This window comes from Mesorhizobium album (assembly GCF_033977205.1).
Classification (GTDB): Bacteria; Pseudomonadota; Alphaproteobacteria; order Rhizobiales; family Rhizobiaceae; genus Mesorhizobium; species Mesorhizobium album.
In genome coordinates this window covers 63,681-78,978 of record NZ_JAVIIW010000005.1, presented here as the reverse complement: position 1 = coordinate 78,978, position 15,298 = coordinate 63,681, and the positions used below count along the sequence as shown (strand labels likewise).

Here is a 15,298-nt window from a genome sequence, read left to right as displayed (position 1 = left end):
TCCGGAGGAATTTCTAATGGGTATCGAAGGTGTCGGCGCTCGCGTGGCGCGCAAGGAAGACAAGAGGTTCATCACCGGCGGCGGCCGCTATGTCGACGACATGGTGGTTCCCGGCATGAAGCATGCCGTGTTCGTGCGCAGCCCGCACGCGCATGCGCAGATCAAGAAGATCGATGTGAAGAAGGCTCAAGGCATGCCCGGCGTCGTCGGCGTGCTGACCGGCAAGGAGCTCAAGGCCGACGGCATCGGCAACCTGATCTGCGGTTGGATGATCCATTCCAAGGACGGCTCGCCGATGAAGATGGGCGCCTGGTCGCCGCTCGCCGTCGACAAGGTGCGTTATGTCGGAGACGCGGTCGTCATCGTCATTGCAGATACCAAGGGCCAGGCGCGCGACGCGGCGGAAGCGGTCGATATCACCTATAAGGAACTGAAGGCCGTGGTCGACGCCACCAAGGCGCTTCAGCCGGGCGCGCCGCAGATCCATGCGGAGGCCGAGAACAACCTGATCTTCGACTGGGAGATCGGCGACGGCAAGGCGGTCGATGCCGCGATCAAGTCGGCGGCGCATGTCACGCGCATGAAGATCGTCAACAACCGCCTTGTGCCGAACGCCATGGAGCCGCGGGCCGCACTTGGCCATTACGACAAGGCCGAGGACCACTATACCTGCTGGACGACGTCGCAGAACCCGCATGTCTCGCGGCTGGTGATGAGCGCCTTCTACAATGTCGCACCGGAAAACAAGCTCAGGGTGATCGCACCCGATGTCGGCGGCGGCTTCGGTTCCAAGATCTACATCTATCCGGAAGAGATCGTCTGCCTGTGGGCGTCGAAGAAGACTGGTGTGCCCGTCAAATGGGTGGCCGACCGCACAGAGAGCTTCCTCTCCGATGCGCATGGCCGCGACCATGTCTCGACCGTGGAGATGGCCTTCGACAAGGACAACAGGATCACCGGCCTCAAGGTCGACACGATAGCCAATCTTGGCGCCTACATGTCGCTGTTCTCGTCCTGCGTGCCGACCTACCTCTATGCCACGCTGCTGTCGGGCCAGTACAACATCCCGGCCATCCACGCCAATGTGCGCACCGTCTACACCAACACCGCCCCCGTCGATGCCTATCGCGGGGCAGGGCGGCCGGAAGCCACCTACCTCCTGGAGCGCACGATGGAGACGGCCGCGCGCGAGCTCGGCGTGACGCCCGCCGAGTTGCGGCGCAAGAACTTCATCACGTCCTTCCCGCACCAGACGCCGGTGATCATGAACTATGACGCAGGCGACTATAACGCTTCGCTCGACGCGGCGATGAAGGCAGCCGACTATGCCGGCTTCACCAAGCGCAAGGCGGACGCCGCCAAGCGCGGCAAGCTGCGCGGCATCGGCATGAGCTGCTATATTGAGGCCTGCGGCATCGCGCCGTCGGCGGCGGTCGGCTCGCTCGGCGCCGGCGTCGGCCTTTGGGAATCGGCCGAGGTGCGCGTCAACGCCGTCGGCACGATCGAGGTGCTGACCGGCTCTCACAGCCACGGTCAAGGTCATGAGACGACGTTCGCGCAAGTGGTCAACCAACGCTTCGGCGTGCCGATCGATTCGGTCTCGATCGTCCATGGCGACACCGACAAGGTGCAGATGGGCATGGGCACCTACGGCTCACGCTCCGGCGCCGTCGGCTTGTCGGCGCTCGTCAAGGCGCTCGACAAGGTCGAGGCCAAGGCCAAGAAGATCGCGGCCCATCTGCTCGAAGCGGATGAAGGCGACATCGTCATCGAGAATGGCGAGGTCAAGGTCGCCGGCACCGACAAGAGCCTGCCCTGGTTCCAGGTGGCGCTTGCCGCCTATACCGCCCACAATTTGCCGGCCGGCATGGAGCCGGGCCTGAAGGAGACGGCCTTCTACGATCCGTCCAACTTCACTTTCCCGGCAGGCTGCTACATCTGCGAGGTCGAGATCGATCCGGAGACGGGCCTCACTGAAATCATCCAGTTCGTTGCGGCGGACGATTTCGGCAACATCATCAATCCGATGATCGTCGAGGGGCAGGTGCATGGCGGCATCGCGCAAGGCGTCGGCCAGGCGCTGCTGGAAGGCGCGCATTATGACGCGAGCGGGCAGTTGCTGACGGCGAGCTACATGGATTACACCATGCCGCGCGCCGACGACCTGCCGTCGTTCAAGGTCTCGACCTCGAACACGCCGTGCCCGGGCAATCCGCTCGGCATCAAGGGCTGCGGCGAGGCCGGCGCGATCGGCTCGCCGCCGGCGGTGATCAACGCCATCACCGATGCGCTCGGCGTCGTCGACATTGCCATGCCGGCATCGCCGTCGACCGTGTGGTCGGCCATCCATGCCAAGAAGCACTGAAAAGAAGCGAATTGCGAATAGGGAGTAGCGAATAGGGGAAAAGCGCGATGCGAAGGGATAGGTCCTATTCGCTACTCTCTATTCGCTCTTTCCCCGAAGGGAGGAAGACAAATGTACTCAGTCAACTACCATCGCGCCACTTCGGTCGCCGATGCCGCCAAGCTGTTGAAAAGCGGCGGCGATGCCAAGCTGCTTTCCGGCGGCATGACGCTGATCCCGGCGATGAAGACGCGGCTTGCCGCACCTTCCGATCTGGTCGACGTGTCGCGGCTGAAGGAGCTGCAGGGCGTCAAGGTGTCGGGCAAGACGGTGACCATCGGCGCGGCAACGACACATTATGATGTCTCCACCGACGAGAAGCTGAAAAAGGCCTGCCGGGCGCTCGCCCATATGGCCTCCCTGATCGGCGATCCGGCGGTGCGTCACAAGGGCACGATCGGCGGCTCCATCGCCAACAACGATCCGGCGGCCGACTATCCTGCGGCGCTTTTGGCGCTTGGCGCAACGATCGTCACCAACAAGCGCGAGATAGCCGCCGACAAATTCTTCAAGGGACTGTTCGAGACGGCGCTGAAGGAGGGCGAGATCATCACCGCTGTCACCTTCACCGCGCCGGCCAAGGCGGCCTACCAGAAATTCCGCAACCCGGCGTCGCGCTATGCGATCGTCGGCGTGTTCGTGACCAAGGGCAAGGACGGGGTGAGGGCCGCCGTGACCGGCGCCGGCGACGATGGCGTCTTCCGCTCCAAGGAAATCGAGGCGGCGCTGGCCAAGAAATTCGACGCCTCGGCGCTGGATGGCCTCAAAGTGCCCGCGAATGGCTTGATGAGCGACATTCACGCTTCGGCCGACTACCGCGCCAATCTGATCGCTGTGATGGCGAAGCGCGCCGTTGCCGCGGCCAACGCCTGAACGCTCTCAGCTTGGCTGAAAGGAAGGGGCCGCCGTGGCCCCTTTTTCTTTTGTATTCGCAACCACTTGGCAGGAATTGCCTGAGAATTCGCAGCTTCGCACTTGCACAAGATTATCCCGCACTGAAAAATAAATGCGGCGGGAAACGAAGCGGTTCCGGGTGCGGCTAGCCGTGCCGGGGCTTCGAGTTGCGAAGGGACGGGCATGACCGACATCTCCGCGACGGCCGGTGTCCTGCCACGGGCCGCCGTCGACCGCACGGCACGGACAAGGCTGGCCTATCTCGACGGCTGGCGCGGTCTGTCGATCGCGCTGGTTCTGATCGGCCACTTCTTTCCGGTTCCCGGCATCAATCTCGGCGTCCTGGGTGTCGAGTTCTTCTTCGTGCTCAGCGGACGGCTGATGGCGGAGATCCTGTTCATCGAACGCTTTCCGCTGAAGAAATTCTTCAAGCGCCGCTTCTCGCGCATCTATCCTGCGCTGCTGGTGTTCGTGATTGCCGCTATGATGGGCCTTGCCAGCACCTTCATCGCCTTCAAATGGAAGGCGGCACTGACGGCACTGACCTTCACCTACAACTATGCCGGCATTCTCGTTAACCGCGCCGGCGCGCTCGACCATATCTGGTCGCTCGCCATCGAGGAGCATTCTTATGTCATCCTGGCGCTGATCAGCGTGGTGGTATCAGGGCGCGCCAATGTCGTGCGGCTGCTTGTGGCATTGTCATTGCTGGCAATGGCAAACGGCGCCATCTCATACTGGGTTCTCGGCATGGACTACGAGACCAGTTACTGGCGCACCGACGTGCATATCGCCTCGATTCTGCTTTCGGCCGCGATCTGCATGCTCAAGGCCGACGGACGGCTGCCGGCATTCCTCAGGAATCAGCATGTGGCACTGGCTGCGGCCGCGGGCGCGGTCCTGCTTTTCCTCGATACGGTGCCGACGCCGGTGCACTATCTTCTGGGCGTGCCGCTGCTTGCGCTTGCCGTCAATACGCTCGACTTCGCCGGCGGCTATCTGACCGGATTGCTGTCGTCGCGGCCGATGGTGATGCTCGGGCTGTGGTCCTATTCGCTCTATCTCTGGCAGCAGCCCTTCTACAAATTCGTCTATGACCGCGACGGCGCGCCGATCCCGATGCTGGCCGCGGTCTTTGCCTGCGCGCTTGCGAGCTACTACATCGTTGAAAAACCCGCACGCGGCTGGCTCAACCGCAATTGGTGAGGATGGGTCAGGCCACCTTGTCACTCTTCCGCGCGGCGAGATAGCGCCGAAGTCCGGCTTCGCCGCGCGGCGTGGTCCAGCGGTGATTCCACGCGAACGCCGGCCTTAGCAGCGGCGCGAAGAATTTGAGGATCGGCCTCTCGACCGTGACCTGCCAGATGAGATTTACATGCGTGCCGGTCCCGGATGGCGACAGTTCGGCCCGCCACAATCCGTCGAAATCGCCGAAAGTCTTGACCACCACCAGGCGAGCGGGCTCGAGCTCAGCGGCCTCGATGATGAAGTTCAGCTCGTAGGGCAGGGCGCCTCGCGCCCTGGCTCTCGCCCGCGAGCCGACGACACCCTTGCCCTTCCTGTCGAGCGGCTCGACCTCCTTGTAGACGTCGCCCCACCAGAGCGGCAGCAACTCGGCATCGGAAAGCACGTCCCATACTTCCTGAGGCGTCGCTTCCGGGATGTCCCAGCTCTCGTCGAAGCGGAAGACATTGCTTGGCATGTGTTCGCCCCCGAACCCGCGGAGCGGATACATTAGCGTCAGCTTGTCTTCAGTGCCAGTGGCGCTGCTCAGCCTGTGACCGGCTTGACGTAATAGCGCACCGACTTCTTGCCGCCGTCGATCACGGCGTCGCCGACCTCGGCAAAGCCGAGCGCGGCATGGAAGGCGTCCGAGGCAGGGTTCGGCGGATCGGCGTTGACCTCGCAGGTGACGATGGTGTGGCCGTCGCGGCGGACCTGCTCGAACATGTCCTCGTAGAGGCGGCGGGCATGGCCGCGGCCGCGCGCTTCCGCCGCGACCACCACCCGGTCGACATAGACGAAGCGCGGATAGCGCTCGCGAAACCAGAGGAAATTCGGGCTGTCGTAGCGGGCGTCCTGATCGAAGCACATGATGAAGGCCTCAAGCGCGCCGATGCGGCGCGTGTAGAACGCTTCGCTGAGCAGGAAGGAGAGCTGTTCCCGCTCCAGCCAGGACAGTTCGGTCGCGTGCTCGTTGTTGAGCGCGAGGATCGCGGCCTCGTCGGCGGGCGCGATCCGTTCGATCGGCAGCCGGTCCTTCGACATCGTCTTCTCCGGCATCACGCCCTCGCAGCCGCGATCGTCGCCGCCACGAGGGCTCCATCCGTCACGGTGGTGCGATACTCACGGTCGAGGTCGGTGCCGCCCATGCCGACATGCGGGTTGCGGTAGCGCATGGCGCTCGGAACGTCGGCAAGCGCGGCAAAATGCATTTCGCTCAGCCCGGTTCGCCTCAGGACCTCACCGATGTTATCGGGTGCCAGCCCGCCGCAGCCGAGGATGATGATGCGCCCGCCCGCCTGGCGAACGAGCTGGGCGAGCAGATCGGCGCCCTCCAGCGCCGTGTCGCGCTGGCCGCTGGTCAGCACGCGCCCGACCTTGCAGCGGATCAGCGCTTCGAGCGCCTCACTAGAGTCACGCGTCATGTCGAAAGCGCGATGGCAGGTGACATTGAGAGGGCCGGCGGCCCGCACTAGCTCGTTCATGCGCGCCTCGTCGATGGCGCCGTCGGCGGTCAGGCAGCCGACGACGACGCCGGCCACGCCGAGGTCGCGCAAGGCGCCGACATCGGCGAGCATCGAGCGGTATTCGGCCTCGCTGTAGAGAAAATCGCCGCCGCGCGGACGCACGATAACGTGGAAGGGAATGGTCGCGCGCTCGAGCGCGGCACACACCGTGCCGAGGCTCGGCGTGATGCCGCCTTCGACGAGGCTGGCGCAAAGTTCGACCCGGTCGGCACCGGCGGCTTGCGCGGCGAGCAGCCCGTCTATGCCTTCGACACAGAGTTCGATCAGGGGTTTTTGGGTGTCGGTCACTGGTGTCCATCCATGCCAAGAGAAGACCAGCCCTAGCATCGGACAGCTTGCCGCGAAAGCCGCAACGGTCGATCCGGCCATGGAGCACTTGTCACGTGCAAACAGCGCAAAGCCCGTTGACATAGATAACTCTATGGTTATAGATAAACCCATAGCTGGTAGGTTATTGATCTGGATAGGAGAGCCCGCGAATGGTGGGCAAAGTTCCTCGGCCTCCGCCAGACCAGAGACTCCCCTGCAGCAGCCTGGCAGCGTCATGTCTCGGCTCTGGAGACATTGTTGGAGAAACCGGACAAGGAGGATGGCATGAATGACATCACAGAAAGAACGATGACTACTGAGACCAAATCGATCCTCGTCGAACGGCTCCTTCCGCACGCGGTCGACAAAGTGTGGCGCGCACTGACCTCTCCGCATCTGGTCGCCGAGTGGCTGATGGAGAACGATTTTGAACCCGTTGAAACCCACCGTTTCACTTTCCGCGCGAAACCAGTGCCCGGCTGGTCAGGCGTGGTCAACTGCGTGGTGCTGAAGGTCGAGCCGCCGCATCTGCTCGCCTACAGCTGGGGCGACGGAAGCGAGTCCGACAGCGGCTTGACGACTATTGTGACCTGGTCACTGACGCCTGAGGGGCCATCCACGCGGGTGCGGATGGAGCAATCCGGTTTCAGGCCGCAAGACGAGGCTGGCTACAAAGGCATGGGAGGCGGCTGGCCACGCATCCTGGAGCGGCTCGAACAAGTCGCGGCTGGGCAAGGTTGATATTCCCGGCATTGCGCTAGCCGAGCTCGCAGCCTGACAACAGCAAAACCAGACCTAATCCCTGTCGCAGTGCATCCAGGGCTCATGAAAACACATCCAAAGGAGATTGGCCATGGAAGCAAGACTGAAGAATCCGGTGATGCTCATTCCAGGAGCCCTGCAGGCGCTGCTGGCACTCGACAAGTCGACCGAGGCCGCCGAGGTGCCCTACATCACGCGCAAGCTCATCCATCTGCGCGCCAGCCAGATCAACGCCTGCAGCGTCTGTGTCGACATGCATGCGCGCGAACTGAAGAAGGCCGGCGAGAAGGAGGAGCGGATCTTTGCCGTGTCGGCCTGGCGGGAAACGCCTTATTTCACCGGCGCTGAACGGGCCGCTCTTGCATTGGCGGAGGCCGCGACGCGATTGGCAGACCGCTCGGATGCGGTGCCCGACGATGTCTGGGACGAGGCCGCCCGCCACTATGACGACAAGGCGCTTGCCGCGCTGGTAATCCAGATCGCGCTGATCAATGCCTTCAACCGCCTGAACGCGCCGACCCGGCAGCCGGTGGGTGCCTGGGGCTGACATGGATATCGGGCATCCGCCTTGGAGCGAGCGCCCCATTGGCAGAACGGCGTTGCTGCCGGCTACTGCTTCAAGATCGTGTTCTTTGCGCCTTGTTCCACCTGGTCGATGACCAGCAGCTTCACCGGATCGGTGCCGATATTGGTTGCCTGGTGCCACTCACCGATCATCTCGACGATGAAATCGCCGGTCTTGTAGGTGTTGCTGTCGCCGGTCTCGACATTGGTGACCTTGAGTGTGCCGGCCTCGACATAAGCGTAGCGCGGGAAGGGGTGCTTGTGCACCGGGAGCGTCGCGCCCGGCGCGATCTGATAGGCGGAAACTTGGACCTCGACATTCTCCTGCGGCAGCGTGATCGGCTGGCCTGAGGCCGTCTTCGTCTTGGACGCCAGCGGCGTCACGACGACCGGCGTGCCGGAACTGTCCAGCGCGCCGGCGGTGGTCGTGTAAAGGGCCGCCGCCAGCAGCAGCGCCGATGCCAGGATGTTCCGCATGAGTCCTCCCCGAAATGGTCGGCAAGATCGCGCAGGCGCCATCGGCGCGCAAGGACGGTGGCGCGGAAATCTTGCATGGATCGCTGATGACTGGGCTTCCCGGGCAGGATTCGAACCAACGGACCGCCGCGCGTTTTCTTCCAGGCGCCAAACTGGCTCGCGCCTGCTTCCACAAGACACGAGCCAGCCCGGCCCGGTGTTTTTTGTTGGGTGGGTCCACCGAAGGCCTCTGCGGCGTGCCAAGGGCGCACACGGCATTGCCGGCATCGCGCGCCGATTGACCGCCTCTGTCAATTGATCACATTAGGGGAGCGCTAATACGAACGAGTTAGGGTTTCCGGCGCGCCCTATCGACGGCGTCGAAGCCAAAAACGGCTGTCGCGTTTCGATGCCGGCGACCAGTCGAGGCTGATCATTGTTGAGCGTCGTGTACTATTGGGCGGCTCCCGTGGCCTTTTGCCGGAGGGATCTGACCGCCTCCAGCAGTTCACGCTCACTGGTGTGAGCATTTCGAAAAATGGCCACAACCATCACCGCTAAGATTTCGGCGGCCGGGTCCAAAGGATCGAGCTGTTCATCCGCGCAGACCTGATTGAACACGCGTTCGCAAACAGCCAGATCGAGAGGGCTAAGACAGGTGCGATTAAAACGCTGACGCAGCATTGAGCGACCCTTTCCGGCCCGCCGCCCATGCTTTGCGGCGGGCTTTTATCACTGAGGCTTGTGTGAGAAATGTCGTCAATATTCTAGTAAAATTGCCAAGTATACTATGATTGCGTTGCCAATAATCCCAAGATCTCCGCGCATTCGCGAGATCGATATTGTCCTGAGATCATCAGCTGATAATAGTCTTGCCGCTTGTTTTCAGGTATGCGAAAGCCGCGCCGAAAATCTGCCGCCTCTTTTGGGGTTCTAGTGCAGCCAAGTTTGCTGGCGCTGACTTTCAAGCTCGCCAGTGAGCATCCGAGCTTTGCCGCAATGTCTTTCAATGGTTCGTTTTTGACGTATCCATCAAGAATTATCTTGCGGCGAGCTTCTCCTCTGATCTTTTCGTTCATTTTTGTGGTCTCCTCAACATCGCTTTCACGATGTCGGATTCTATACGCACCAGTTTGAAGAGTGTCGTTATCTTCGCATCCAGAAACTTATCTCGGGATGCATTTCTTGCTGTAATCCGGCGTGATCGCCGATGCGGTCGACAGGCTTGCCAGATGCCCAGGATACACCACATGATTGCGAGGGCATGGGCATACCGGAATCGGATATGGCACCACGCGCGGTGGACGCTAAGAGGCAAGACGAGGCGCATGCTGGGCAAGCACAAGCGCCGGAGCGCGAGCGACGTCGTTGGCCACGCGACGTTCAACCTGACAATGAGGCCGCTCCACCACTTGCGCCGGTGCTGGAACCGTTGTCCTTCTCAACGCTCAAACTAGCACCAGAGGATCAATTCACCGCCTGGCAAGCGCATGTGGCACCGCTTGTTGAGGTCAAGCTGCCGGATGACAAATCGCTGGACGACGGCTTTCCCGCCGACCACAGGGCCTGGAATCTTGGTGGCATGCTGATCGTTGAACAGCGCGCGCCCGCGCACAGTTACACGCGGTCTGCCGCGAAGCTACGGTCCAGTTCGATCGATCACTGGTATGTCGCCCTACCACATACTGGTCGGACCTGGACGGAGGTTGATCGCCGCGTCGCGGAGGGCCAGCCGGGCAAATTGGAGATCAGATCGCTTGGCTACCCGTTTCGCGGAAGGACAACGGAATCCGAAAGTCTCTTTCTCTATTTGCCGCGTGATTTGTTCGCCGACGTGGCGGGGACCCTCGACGCAAACAACAACTCAATTCTGTCCGGCAACTTTGCCAACCTTTTGATCGACTACATCAACAGCATCGTAGCAAGACTGCGCAATCTCACGGCGGAAGATCTGCCCCGCATCGTACACGCAACGCGCAGCATGATCATTGCCTGCCTTGCGCCTCCGGCGGAACATGCCGCGGCGGCCGAACAGCTGGCGAGTGTCGCGCTAATGGAGCGAGCACGTCGATACGTCCAAAACAATCTGGACGCGGCTCATCTGACACCGGGTTCAATGTGCCGGGCGCTTGGCGTTTCACGATCTCGCCTCTATCAGTTGTTCGAACCGAGCGGTGGTGTTCTCCATTACATTCAAAGTCGCCGACTCTTGGCTGCCCATCTCGCGCTTAGCGATCCGGCGGACAACCGACGCATTGTTGAAATTGCGGAAGCCTTCGGGTTCAGTTCAGCGGCAAACTTCAGCCGAGCGTTCAGCAAGGAATTCGGTTACAGCCCCCGCGAAGGCCGCAGGACGATGGTATTGCCGCGCCCCGCCCACTCTGTTTCGCTTGGCGAGCACGAGAAGGCCTCTTCCTTTGAAGGTTGGCTCAAGGCGCTTGGAAGCTGATCAGGGCGTCGCCGGCGGTTGAGATCGGCGGCCCCCCGGGTTCTGCTGGGTGCCGGGCGGCAATCCTCCTGCCAGGCCAGGGACTGCGTGGGCTGACGGCACCCAAATGGCAACAGCCGTGGGCGAGAGATGCTGCGCCGATATCGAGATATGTACGCCCGGATAAGTATTTGGATGCGCAGCTAACGACAACGCGACGTTATTCGTAGATGTTCACGATGACTTTAGCGGGGGGCTCGGCACAGGCGGCAGGTTTCCAAGTTGGGGGGAATATCGCACCGCCTGTGCCGACCGCCGCCGCTTCCGTCAAAGGTGGTGGCGTAATTGAGTTAGCGCGCCAAGGCCGGGGGGCGGCCGGCTGGTGTTCATTCCGCCGCAAAATGGCTTCGTGGGGGCTCGATGGCTTAGTGGGGGCTCGGCACAGGCGGCAGGTGTCCAAGTTGGGGGACATCGGATCGCCTGTGCCGCTCGCGCCACCGCTGTCCGTCAAACGTGGTGGCGTAAGTTGGGTAAGCGTGCCAACGTCGACGGCGACCGGCTGGAGTTCATTCCGCCGCAGATGCCAACTCTTGTCGAGCAGCCGCCCCAAGATGAGGGGTGGGTTCACGAGGCCGAGCTCGACGGCTACCGGACGCAGATCATTATCGATAAGGGCGGCGTGCGTCTCTACAGCAAGAACGGTCGTGACTGGACGACAAAATACTGGCCGATCGCGCTGGCGGTCGAACTCCCGTGTCGGGCCGCGATTCTCGACGGCGAGGTGATTGTGTCAGGCGTGCGGGGTGCGCCCGATTCCCCTGAGCTGGAAGCCGCGATCTGGAGCGAGCCGAACCGGCTGGTGTTCGTCGCGTTCGACATCCTGCATCTCGACGGTCGCAATCTTGCCCCCTTGCCCTTGCTGCAGCGCAAGCAAGCGCTGCGGCAATTGGTTGGGCCAGGCGTCGGCAAGATCCAATACAGTGAGCATTTTGAGGGCGACGCGCTGGCGCTCTTTCGCGCCATCGAGAAAATCGGGCCCAATGGCGTCATTTCGAAACGTGCCGATAGCCGCTACAAGGGCGGACCATCCAAAACATGGCTGAAGGCCAGATGTTTGAGAAAGCCGTTTTCGAAATTCTAGGTGTGTGATCCCGCCCGAGCACCCAATCCGCTCAAGGCGAAATCGTAAGCAGAATATTAGCTATGCCGCAGATAAGACAAGGGAATCCACAAGGCGCAATAGATCCTCGACCTTGATCACTCCGTGGGAAGCAGATATCGTAGAATCGCTCGCGGATAGACTGAACGCATGCGTGGAATATTGGTCGGCATAGGAGCGATCCTTGCCGAAGTGCGATTACTGTTGGCGAGCCGAGGGAGCAACAATGGGAGCTGATGCCCCGCATGCATCGGCGATGGTGAATGCTCCGCAGTCGCGGCGCTGGATACCTTTGTTGCGGGTCCTTGCGCCACCGGCGCTTTTGATTGTTACAGCAGCGATTATTCGATTGAGCCTTGGACCAGCTTTGGAGAGGCTGCCGGCTGACTATACCGCCAGCATCATTCTCGAATCGGATAGCCGCTTTCGGCAGACGCCGGATGCGGCCTTCGCCGCGTTCCACCAGGAGGGCCGTCGTGTCGACCAAGTGCTGAGCGCCACCGGTGACGTTGCCATCGTTCAAAGCCATATCGATTGGACGACTGACACCGGTGAGGTGAACTATCAAACTACCGGCCTTTATGGCGTTGATCGCAAGACCCGCCGGAATGTGGCGGGTTACGGCGACCAGAGCCGCAGCGGGCAATTCATGTTCCCGCCGCAGCTGAGGGGCGTTGCTGACGAGGTCTGGGACCCCTACTATGGCGGTCCACGACACTTGGCTTTCGATCGCAATGAGGTGGTCGATGGTCTGGCGCTCGCAGTGTACCGCTTCACGATTGCGGACCTCGATGAGACCAAGACCTATGATTACCTTCCCGACGTACCCGAGCGCTTCGGTGTCGGGACAGACGGCGAAGGCTTTCTGTGGGTCGAGCCCGTCTCAGGTACCCTCGTCGACATGACGGATAATGGCCACAGCTATTTCGTCGATCCGGCCACGGGGAAATCGATCGGAGACTTTAGTGTCTGGCAGGCTAGGTACTCCGCGCGGTCCAAGGCCGACCTGTTCGGCACGGCGACTTCGGTCCGACTGCGCATATTGGCGGCGAAAATCTGGCTGCCCGCTGCCCTGCTAGCGCTGGCTCTCGCTTGGTTGGGGATCGGTTTGCTGCGGCTTCGCCGCGGCGCGCGGCCTGATGCGGAATGAGCACGCGGTCGCATGTAGATCCGCAAGGGGCCTTACCGCCTTTGCGGCTTGGGATTTCACAAAAGCTTACCCTGCTTTTTGCGCTCTTCGCTGCAATTCTCCTCGGCGCGACAGGATGGCTGGCCTTCAACCAGGGCAGGGCCGCGCTTGAGAGCAGCGTTGTTGCCGAGGTCCAATCGCGAGCACTGGAAAAACAGGCCGCGATCGGGTCTTGGCTCGACGGGCAGTTGAGCGAGCTGCGCGGGCTCAGCGAATCGCCCCACATTGTCGACGACGTCACCAAGCTCGCCGATCTTCCCGCGGATGCGACGCCTGACAATTGGGTCGACGTCCGCGATGATCTTGCGGCGCGCACCGGAGAGGGCCAGGACTTTGTCGCCCTTTTTGTAATGGAACCGAAATCGGGCCGAGTCCTAACGGCGACGGATCCCACCGACCGTGGCCGACAGGGCGCTGGCGAGCCTTATTTCACCAATGGCAAGATCCGCGCTGGCCTCTACCTGGTGCCGGACCGTTCAAGCAACTTCACCCTGTTGTCGCCGTTCTTGTCCACGCCGCTTCGTGCCCGCAACGGTGCCCTTGTTGCCGTTCTGGTCGCCCGTCTCGGAACAGAGAGTTTGGCTGGCACCGTCGATCGACGAGCGGGGCTGCGCGCGACCGACGAAGCATACTTGATCGACACGCACAGGCAGTTTCTCAACAGGCCGCGCCTGCTGACCGATGCCGACGCGAGCACCCTTACCTCGGACCGAAGCGAGGCGGCCCGGCTCTGCCTTCAACACAATGATGGCCTGGATCTCTCGAACGACTACCGCGGCGTTCCAGCGATCACCGTTTATCGCTGGATGCCGAAGTTTGGTTTGTGTCTCATCACAAAGCTCGACAAGGCCGAAGCCTTTGCCACTATTTATCAACTCGGCCAGAGCCTTGCGATCGCTGGCGGCCTGCTTTTGCTCGTTGCATCGGCGGCGTCGGGATTGTTGTCGCGAACCATCACCAACCCCATTCGGCGTATCGAGGCGGGCGCCAGACGAGTCGAGGCGGGCGAGCGGGATGTGGTGCTGCCTGAGTCCTCGAGCGACGAGCTTGGTCGTTTGGCGCGTGCCTTCAATCGAATGACGAGCGCGCTCAAAAGCCGGGAATCCGAGCTGCAGGCGCATGCTGCCACCCTGGAGCACCGTGTCGCGGAAAAGACGCGCGAGCTTGACCTGAGGGCAAGCGATCTGGCCCGGTCAAACATCGAGCTTGAGCGCTTCGCTTATGTCGCCTCGCATGACTTGCAGGAGCCGCTGCGAATGGTGGCAAGTTATACCCAACTGCTTGGCAGGCGTTACAAGGGACGGTTGGATGCCGATGCCGACGAGTTCATCCATTTCGCTGTGGATGGCGCTGCACGGATGCAAGCATTGATCAATGACCTGCTGGTCTATTCACGTGTCAGCACGCAGGGCGGCGCGTTCGAGGCGATCGATTGCAACCTTGCGGTCGAGCACGCCTTGACGAACCTCAAAGCGGCGCTGATCGAGAGCGGCGCGATCATCCGAAAGTCCGAGCTGCCGAAAATCGATGCCGATCGATTCCAGTTGGTTCAACTGTTCCAAAACCTGATCGGCAACGCCATCAAGTTCCGTGGCGAGCGCATCCCGGAAATTGAGATCGCGGCGCGGCGAGACGGCAGGGAATGGTTATTCTCAATCGCGGACAATGGCATCGGCATTGATGCCAAGTACATTGAGCAGCTTTTCACCGTTTTCAAGCGCTTGCACACACGGGCCGAATATCCCGGGACCGGCATCGGTCTTGCCATTTGCAAGAAAGTTGTCGAACGCCACGGCGGTCGAATTTGGGTCGAGTCTGAGGTCAACCATGGCTCGACCTTCTTCTTCACGCTTCCTTGCCGGGATATAGAGGACACCAACCAAGCGCGGAAGTTGACTCCAACATCTTCGGCACCTCAAATGGATCCGGTATGAACATCAGCTCGACTGAACGCGCCATCAACATCCTCCTCGTTGAAGACAATCCCGGCGACGCTCGGCTCACGATCGAGGCGTTGCGAGACGCGAAGGTGCGCAATGAACTCAACGTTGTGCAGGACGGCGTCGAGGCCATGGCGTTGCTACGGCGAGAAGGGCGCTACGCCGACGCACCACGTCCTGACCTGATCCTGCTCGATCTCAATCTGCCGCGAATGGACGGCCGTCAGGTTCTCGCCGAGATCAAGGCGGACGAAAACTTGCGACGGATCCCGGTTGCGGTGCTGACCACTTCGCAGGCCGAGAAAGATATCCTGACCAGCTACAACCTGCACGCCAACTGTTACATCACCAAGCCGGTCGACCTGGATGAATTCGTACGCGTAGTGCGGGGGATCGAGAATTTCTGGCTCTCGATTGTAAAACTACCGCCGGAGTAACGCGAG

The 15,298-nt window shown here is 61.4% G+C and carries 17 protein-coding genes; 11 read left to right on the top strand and 6 right to left on the bottom strand.

Annotated elements, in window-relative coordinates:
• Positions 1 to 16: 16 nt before the first annotated feature.
• From RFN28_RS06030 to RFN28_RS06020, 3 genes are all read left to right on the top strand, one after another.
• Positions 17 to 2,365, top strand: a complete 2,349-nt coding sequence (locus RFN28_RS06030; protein WP_320286462.1) for a xanthine dehydrogenase family protein molybdopterin-binding subunit — start codon at positions 17 to 19, stop codon at positions 2,363 to 2,365.
• 111 nt (positions 2,366 to 2,476) lie between these two features.
• A complete protein-coding gene (locus RFN28_RS06025; protein ID WP_320286461.1) occupies positions 2,477 to 3,277 on the top strand; it encodes an FAD binding domain-containing protein in 801 nt (266 codons plus the stop codon).
• Between the two features lie 204 nt (positions 3,278 to 3,481).
• Positions 3,482 to 4,504 (top strand): acyltransferase family protein, encoded by a 1,023-nt coding sequence (locus RFN28_RS06020; RefSeq protein WP_320286460.1) that lies wholly within the window; start codon positions 3,482 to 3,484, stop codon positions 4,502 to 4,504.
• Positions 4,505 to 4,511: 7 nt separating this feature from the next.
• Here the strand turns inward: RFN28_RS06020 and RFN28_RS06015 are convergent, their stop codons facing one another.
• The 3 genes from RFN28_RS06015 to RFN28_RS06005 form a co-directional block, all read right to left on the bottom strand.
• The gene (locus RFN28_RS06015; RefSeq protein ID WP_320286459.1) at positions 4,512 to 5,000 is read right to left on the bottom strand and encodes an SRPBCC family protein; all 489 of its coding nucleotides are present in this window, start codon (positions 4,998 to 5,000) and stop codon (positions 4,512 to 4,514) included.
• A 68-nt stretch (positions 5,001 to 5,068) separates the two neighbouring features.
• On the bottom strand, positions 5,069 to 5,581 hold the full coding sequence (locus RFN28_RS06010; protein WP_320286458.1) for a GNAT family N-acetyltransferase: 513 nt from the start codon (positions 5,579 to 5,581) through the stop codon (positions 5,069 to 5,071).
• On the bottom strand, positions 5,581 to 6,375 hold the full coding sequence (locus tag RFN28_RS06005) for a copper homeostasis protein CutC (protein WP_320286590.1): 795 nt from the start codon (positions 6,373 to 6,375) through the stop codon (positions 5,581 to 5,583). Before RFN28_RS06005 ends, RFN28_RS06010 begins: the two co-directional genes overlap by 1 nt.
• 267 nt (positions 6,376 to 6,642) lie before the next feature.
• On the opposite strand from RFN28_RS06005, the gene RFN28_RS06000 reads away from it, so the two are divergent.
• Both RFN28_RS06000 and RFN28_RS05995 read left to right on the top strand, forming a co-directional pair.
• Positions 6,643 to 7,098 carry an SRPBCC family protein gene (locus RFN28_RS06000; protein WP_320286457.1) on the top strand — a complete coding sequence of 152 codons (456 nt, stop codon included), beginning with the start codon at positions 6,643 to 6,645 and terminating at the stop codon, positions 7,096 to 7,098.
• A 112-nt stretch (positions 7,099 to 7,210) separates the two neighbouring features.
• Complete coding sequence (locus RFN28_RS05995; RefSeq protein ID WP_320286456.1) at positions 7,211 to 7,666, top strand: carboxymuconolactone decarboxylase family protein; 456 nt, start codon at positions 7,211 to 7,213, stop codon at positions 7,664 to 7,666.
• 62 nt (positions 7,667 to 7,728) lie between these two features.
• Here the strand turns inward: RFN28_RS05995 and RFN28_RS05990 are convergent, their stop codons facing one another.
• Positions 7,729 to 8,160 carry a cupin domain-containing protein gene (locus tag RFN28_RS05990; protein ID WP_320286455.1) on the bottom strand — a complete coding sequence of 144 codons (432 nt, stop codon included), beginning with the start codon at positions 8,158 to 8,160 and terminating at the stop codon, positions 7,729 to 7,731.
• A gap of 14 nt (positions 8,161 to 8,174) precedes the next feature.
• Here RFN28_RS05990 and RFN28_RS05985 point away from each other — a divergent pair, with 14 nt between their 5' ends.
• A complete protein-coding gene (locus RFN28_RS05985; RefSeq protein ID WP_320286454.1) occupies positions 8,175 to 8,441 on the top strand; it encodes a hypothetical protein in 267 nt (88 codons plus the stop codon).
• 151 nt (positions 8,442 to 8,592) lie between these two features.
• Here RFN28_RS05985 and RFN28_RS05980 read toward each other — a convergent pair whose 3' ends face one another.
• Together RFN28_RS05980 and RFN28_RS05975 are read right to left on the bottom strand one after the other, a co-directional pair.
• Positions 8,593 to 8,823 carry a hypothetical protein gene (locus RFN28_RS05980; RefSeq protein WP_320286453.1) on the bottom strand — a complete coding sequence of 77 codons (231 nt, stop codon included), beginning with the start codon at positions 8,821 to 8,823 and terminating at the stop codon, positions 8,593 to 8,595.
• Positions 8,824 to 8,927: 104 nt separating this feature from the next.
• A complete protein-coding gene (locus RFN28_RS05975) occupies positions 8,928 to 9,218 on the bottom strand; it encodes a hypothetical protein (protein WP_320286452.1) in 291 nt (96 codons plus the stop codon).
• Between the two features lie 185 nt (positions 9,219 to 9,403).
• Here RFN28_RS05975 and RFN28_RS05970 point away from each other — a divergent pair, with 185 nt between their 5' ends.
• From RFN28_RS05970 to RFN28_RS05950, 5 genes are all read left to right on the top strand, one after another.
• The gene (locus RFN28_RS05970) at positions 9,404 to 10,588 is read left to right on the top strand and encodes a helix-turn-helix domain-containing protein (protein ID WP_320286451.1); all 1,185 of its coding nucleotides are present in this window, start codon (positions 9,404 to 9,406) and stop codon (positions 10,586 to 10,588) included.
• 505 nt (positions 10,589 to 11,093) lie between these two features.
• The gene (locus tag RFN28_RS05965) at positions 11,094 to 11,708 is read left to right on the top strand and encodes an ATP-dependent DNA ligase (RefSeq protein ID WP_320286450.1); all 615 of its coding nucleotides are present in this window, start codon (positions 11,094 to 11,096) and stop codon (positions 11,706 to 11,708) included.
• 244 nt (positions 11,709 to 11,952) lie between these two features.
• Positions 11,953 to 12,876 (top strand): porin PorA family protein, encoded by a 924-nt coding sequence (locus tag RFN28_RS05960; protein ID WP_320286449.1) that lies wholly within the window; start codon positions 11,953 to 11,955, stop codon positions 12,874 to 12,876.
• Positions 12,873 to 14,849: a sensor histidine kinase gene (locus tag RFN28_RS05955; protein WP_320286448.1), complete on the top strand. Its 1,977-nt coding sequence runs from the start codon at positions 12,873 to 12,875 to the stop codon at positions 14,847 to 14,849. Before RFN28_RS05960 ends, RFN28_RS05955 begins: the two co-directional genes overlap by 4 nt.
• A complete protein-coding gene (locus RFN28_RS05950) occupies positions 14,846 to 15,292 on the top strand; it encodes a response regulator (protein ID WP_320286447.1) in 447 nt (148 codons plus the stop codon). The genes RFN28_RS05955 and RFN28_RS05950 overlap by 4 nt, the downstream gene beginning before the upstream one ends.
• The last annotated feature ends 6 nt before the right edge of the window (positions 15,293 to 15,298 follow it).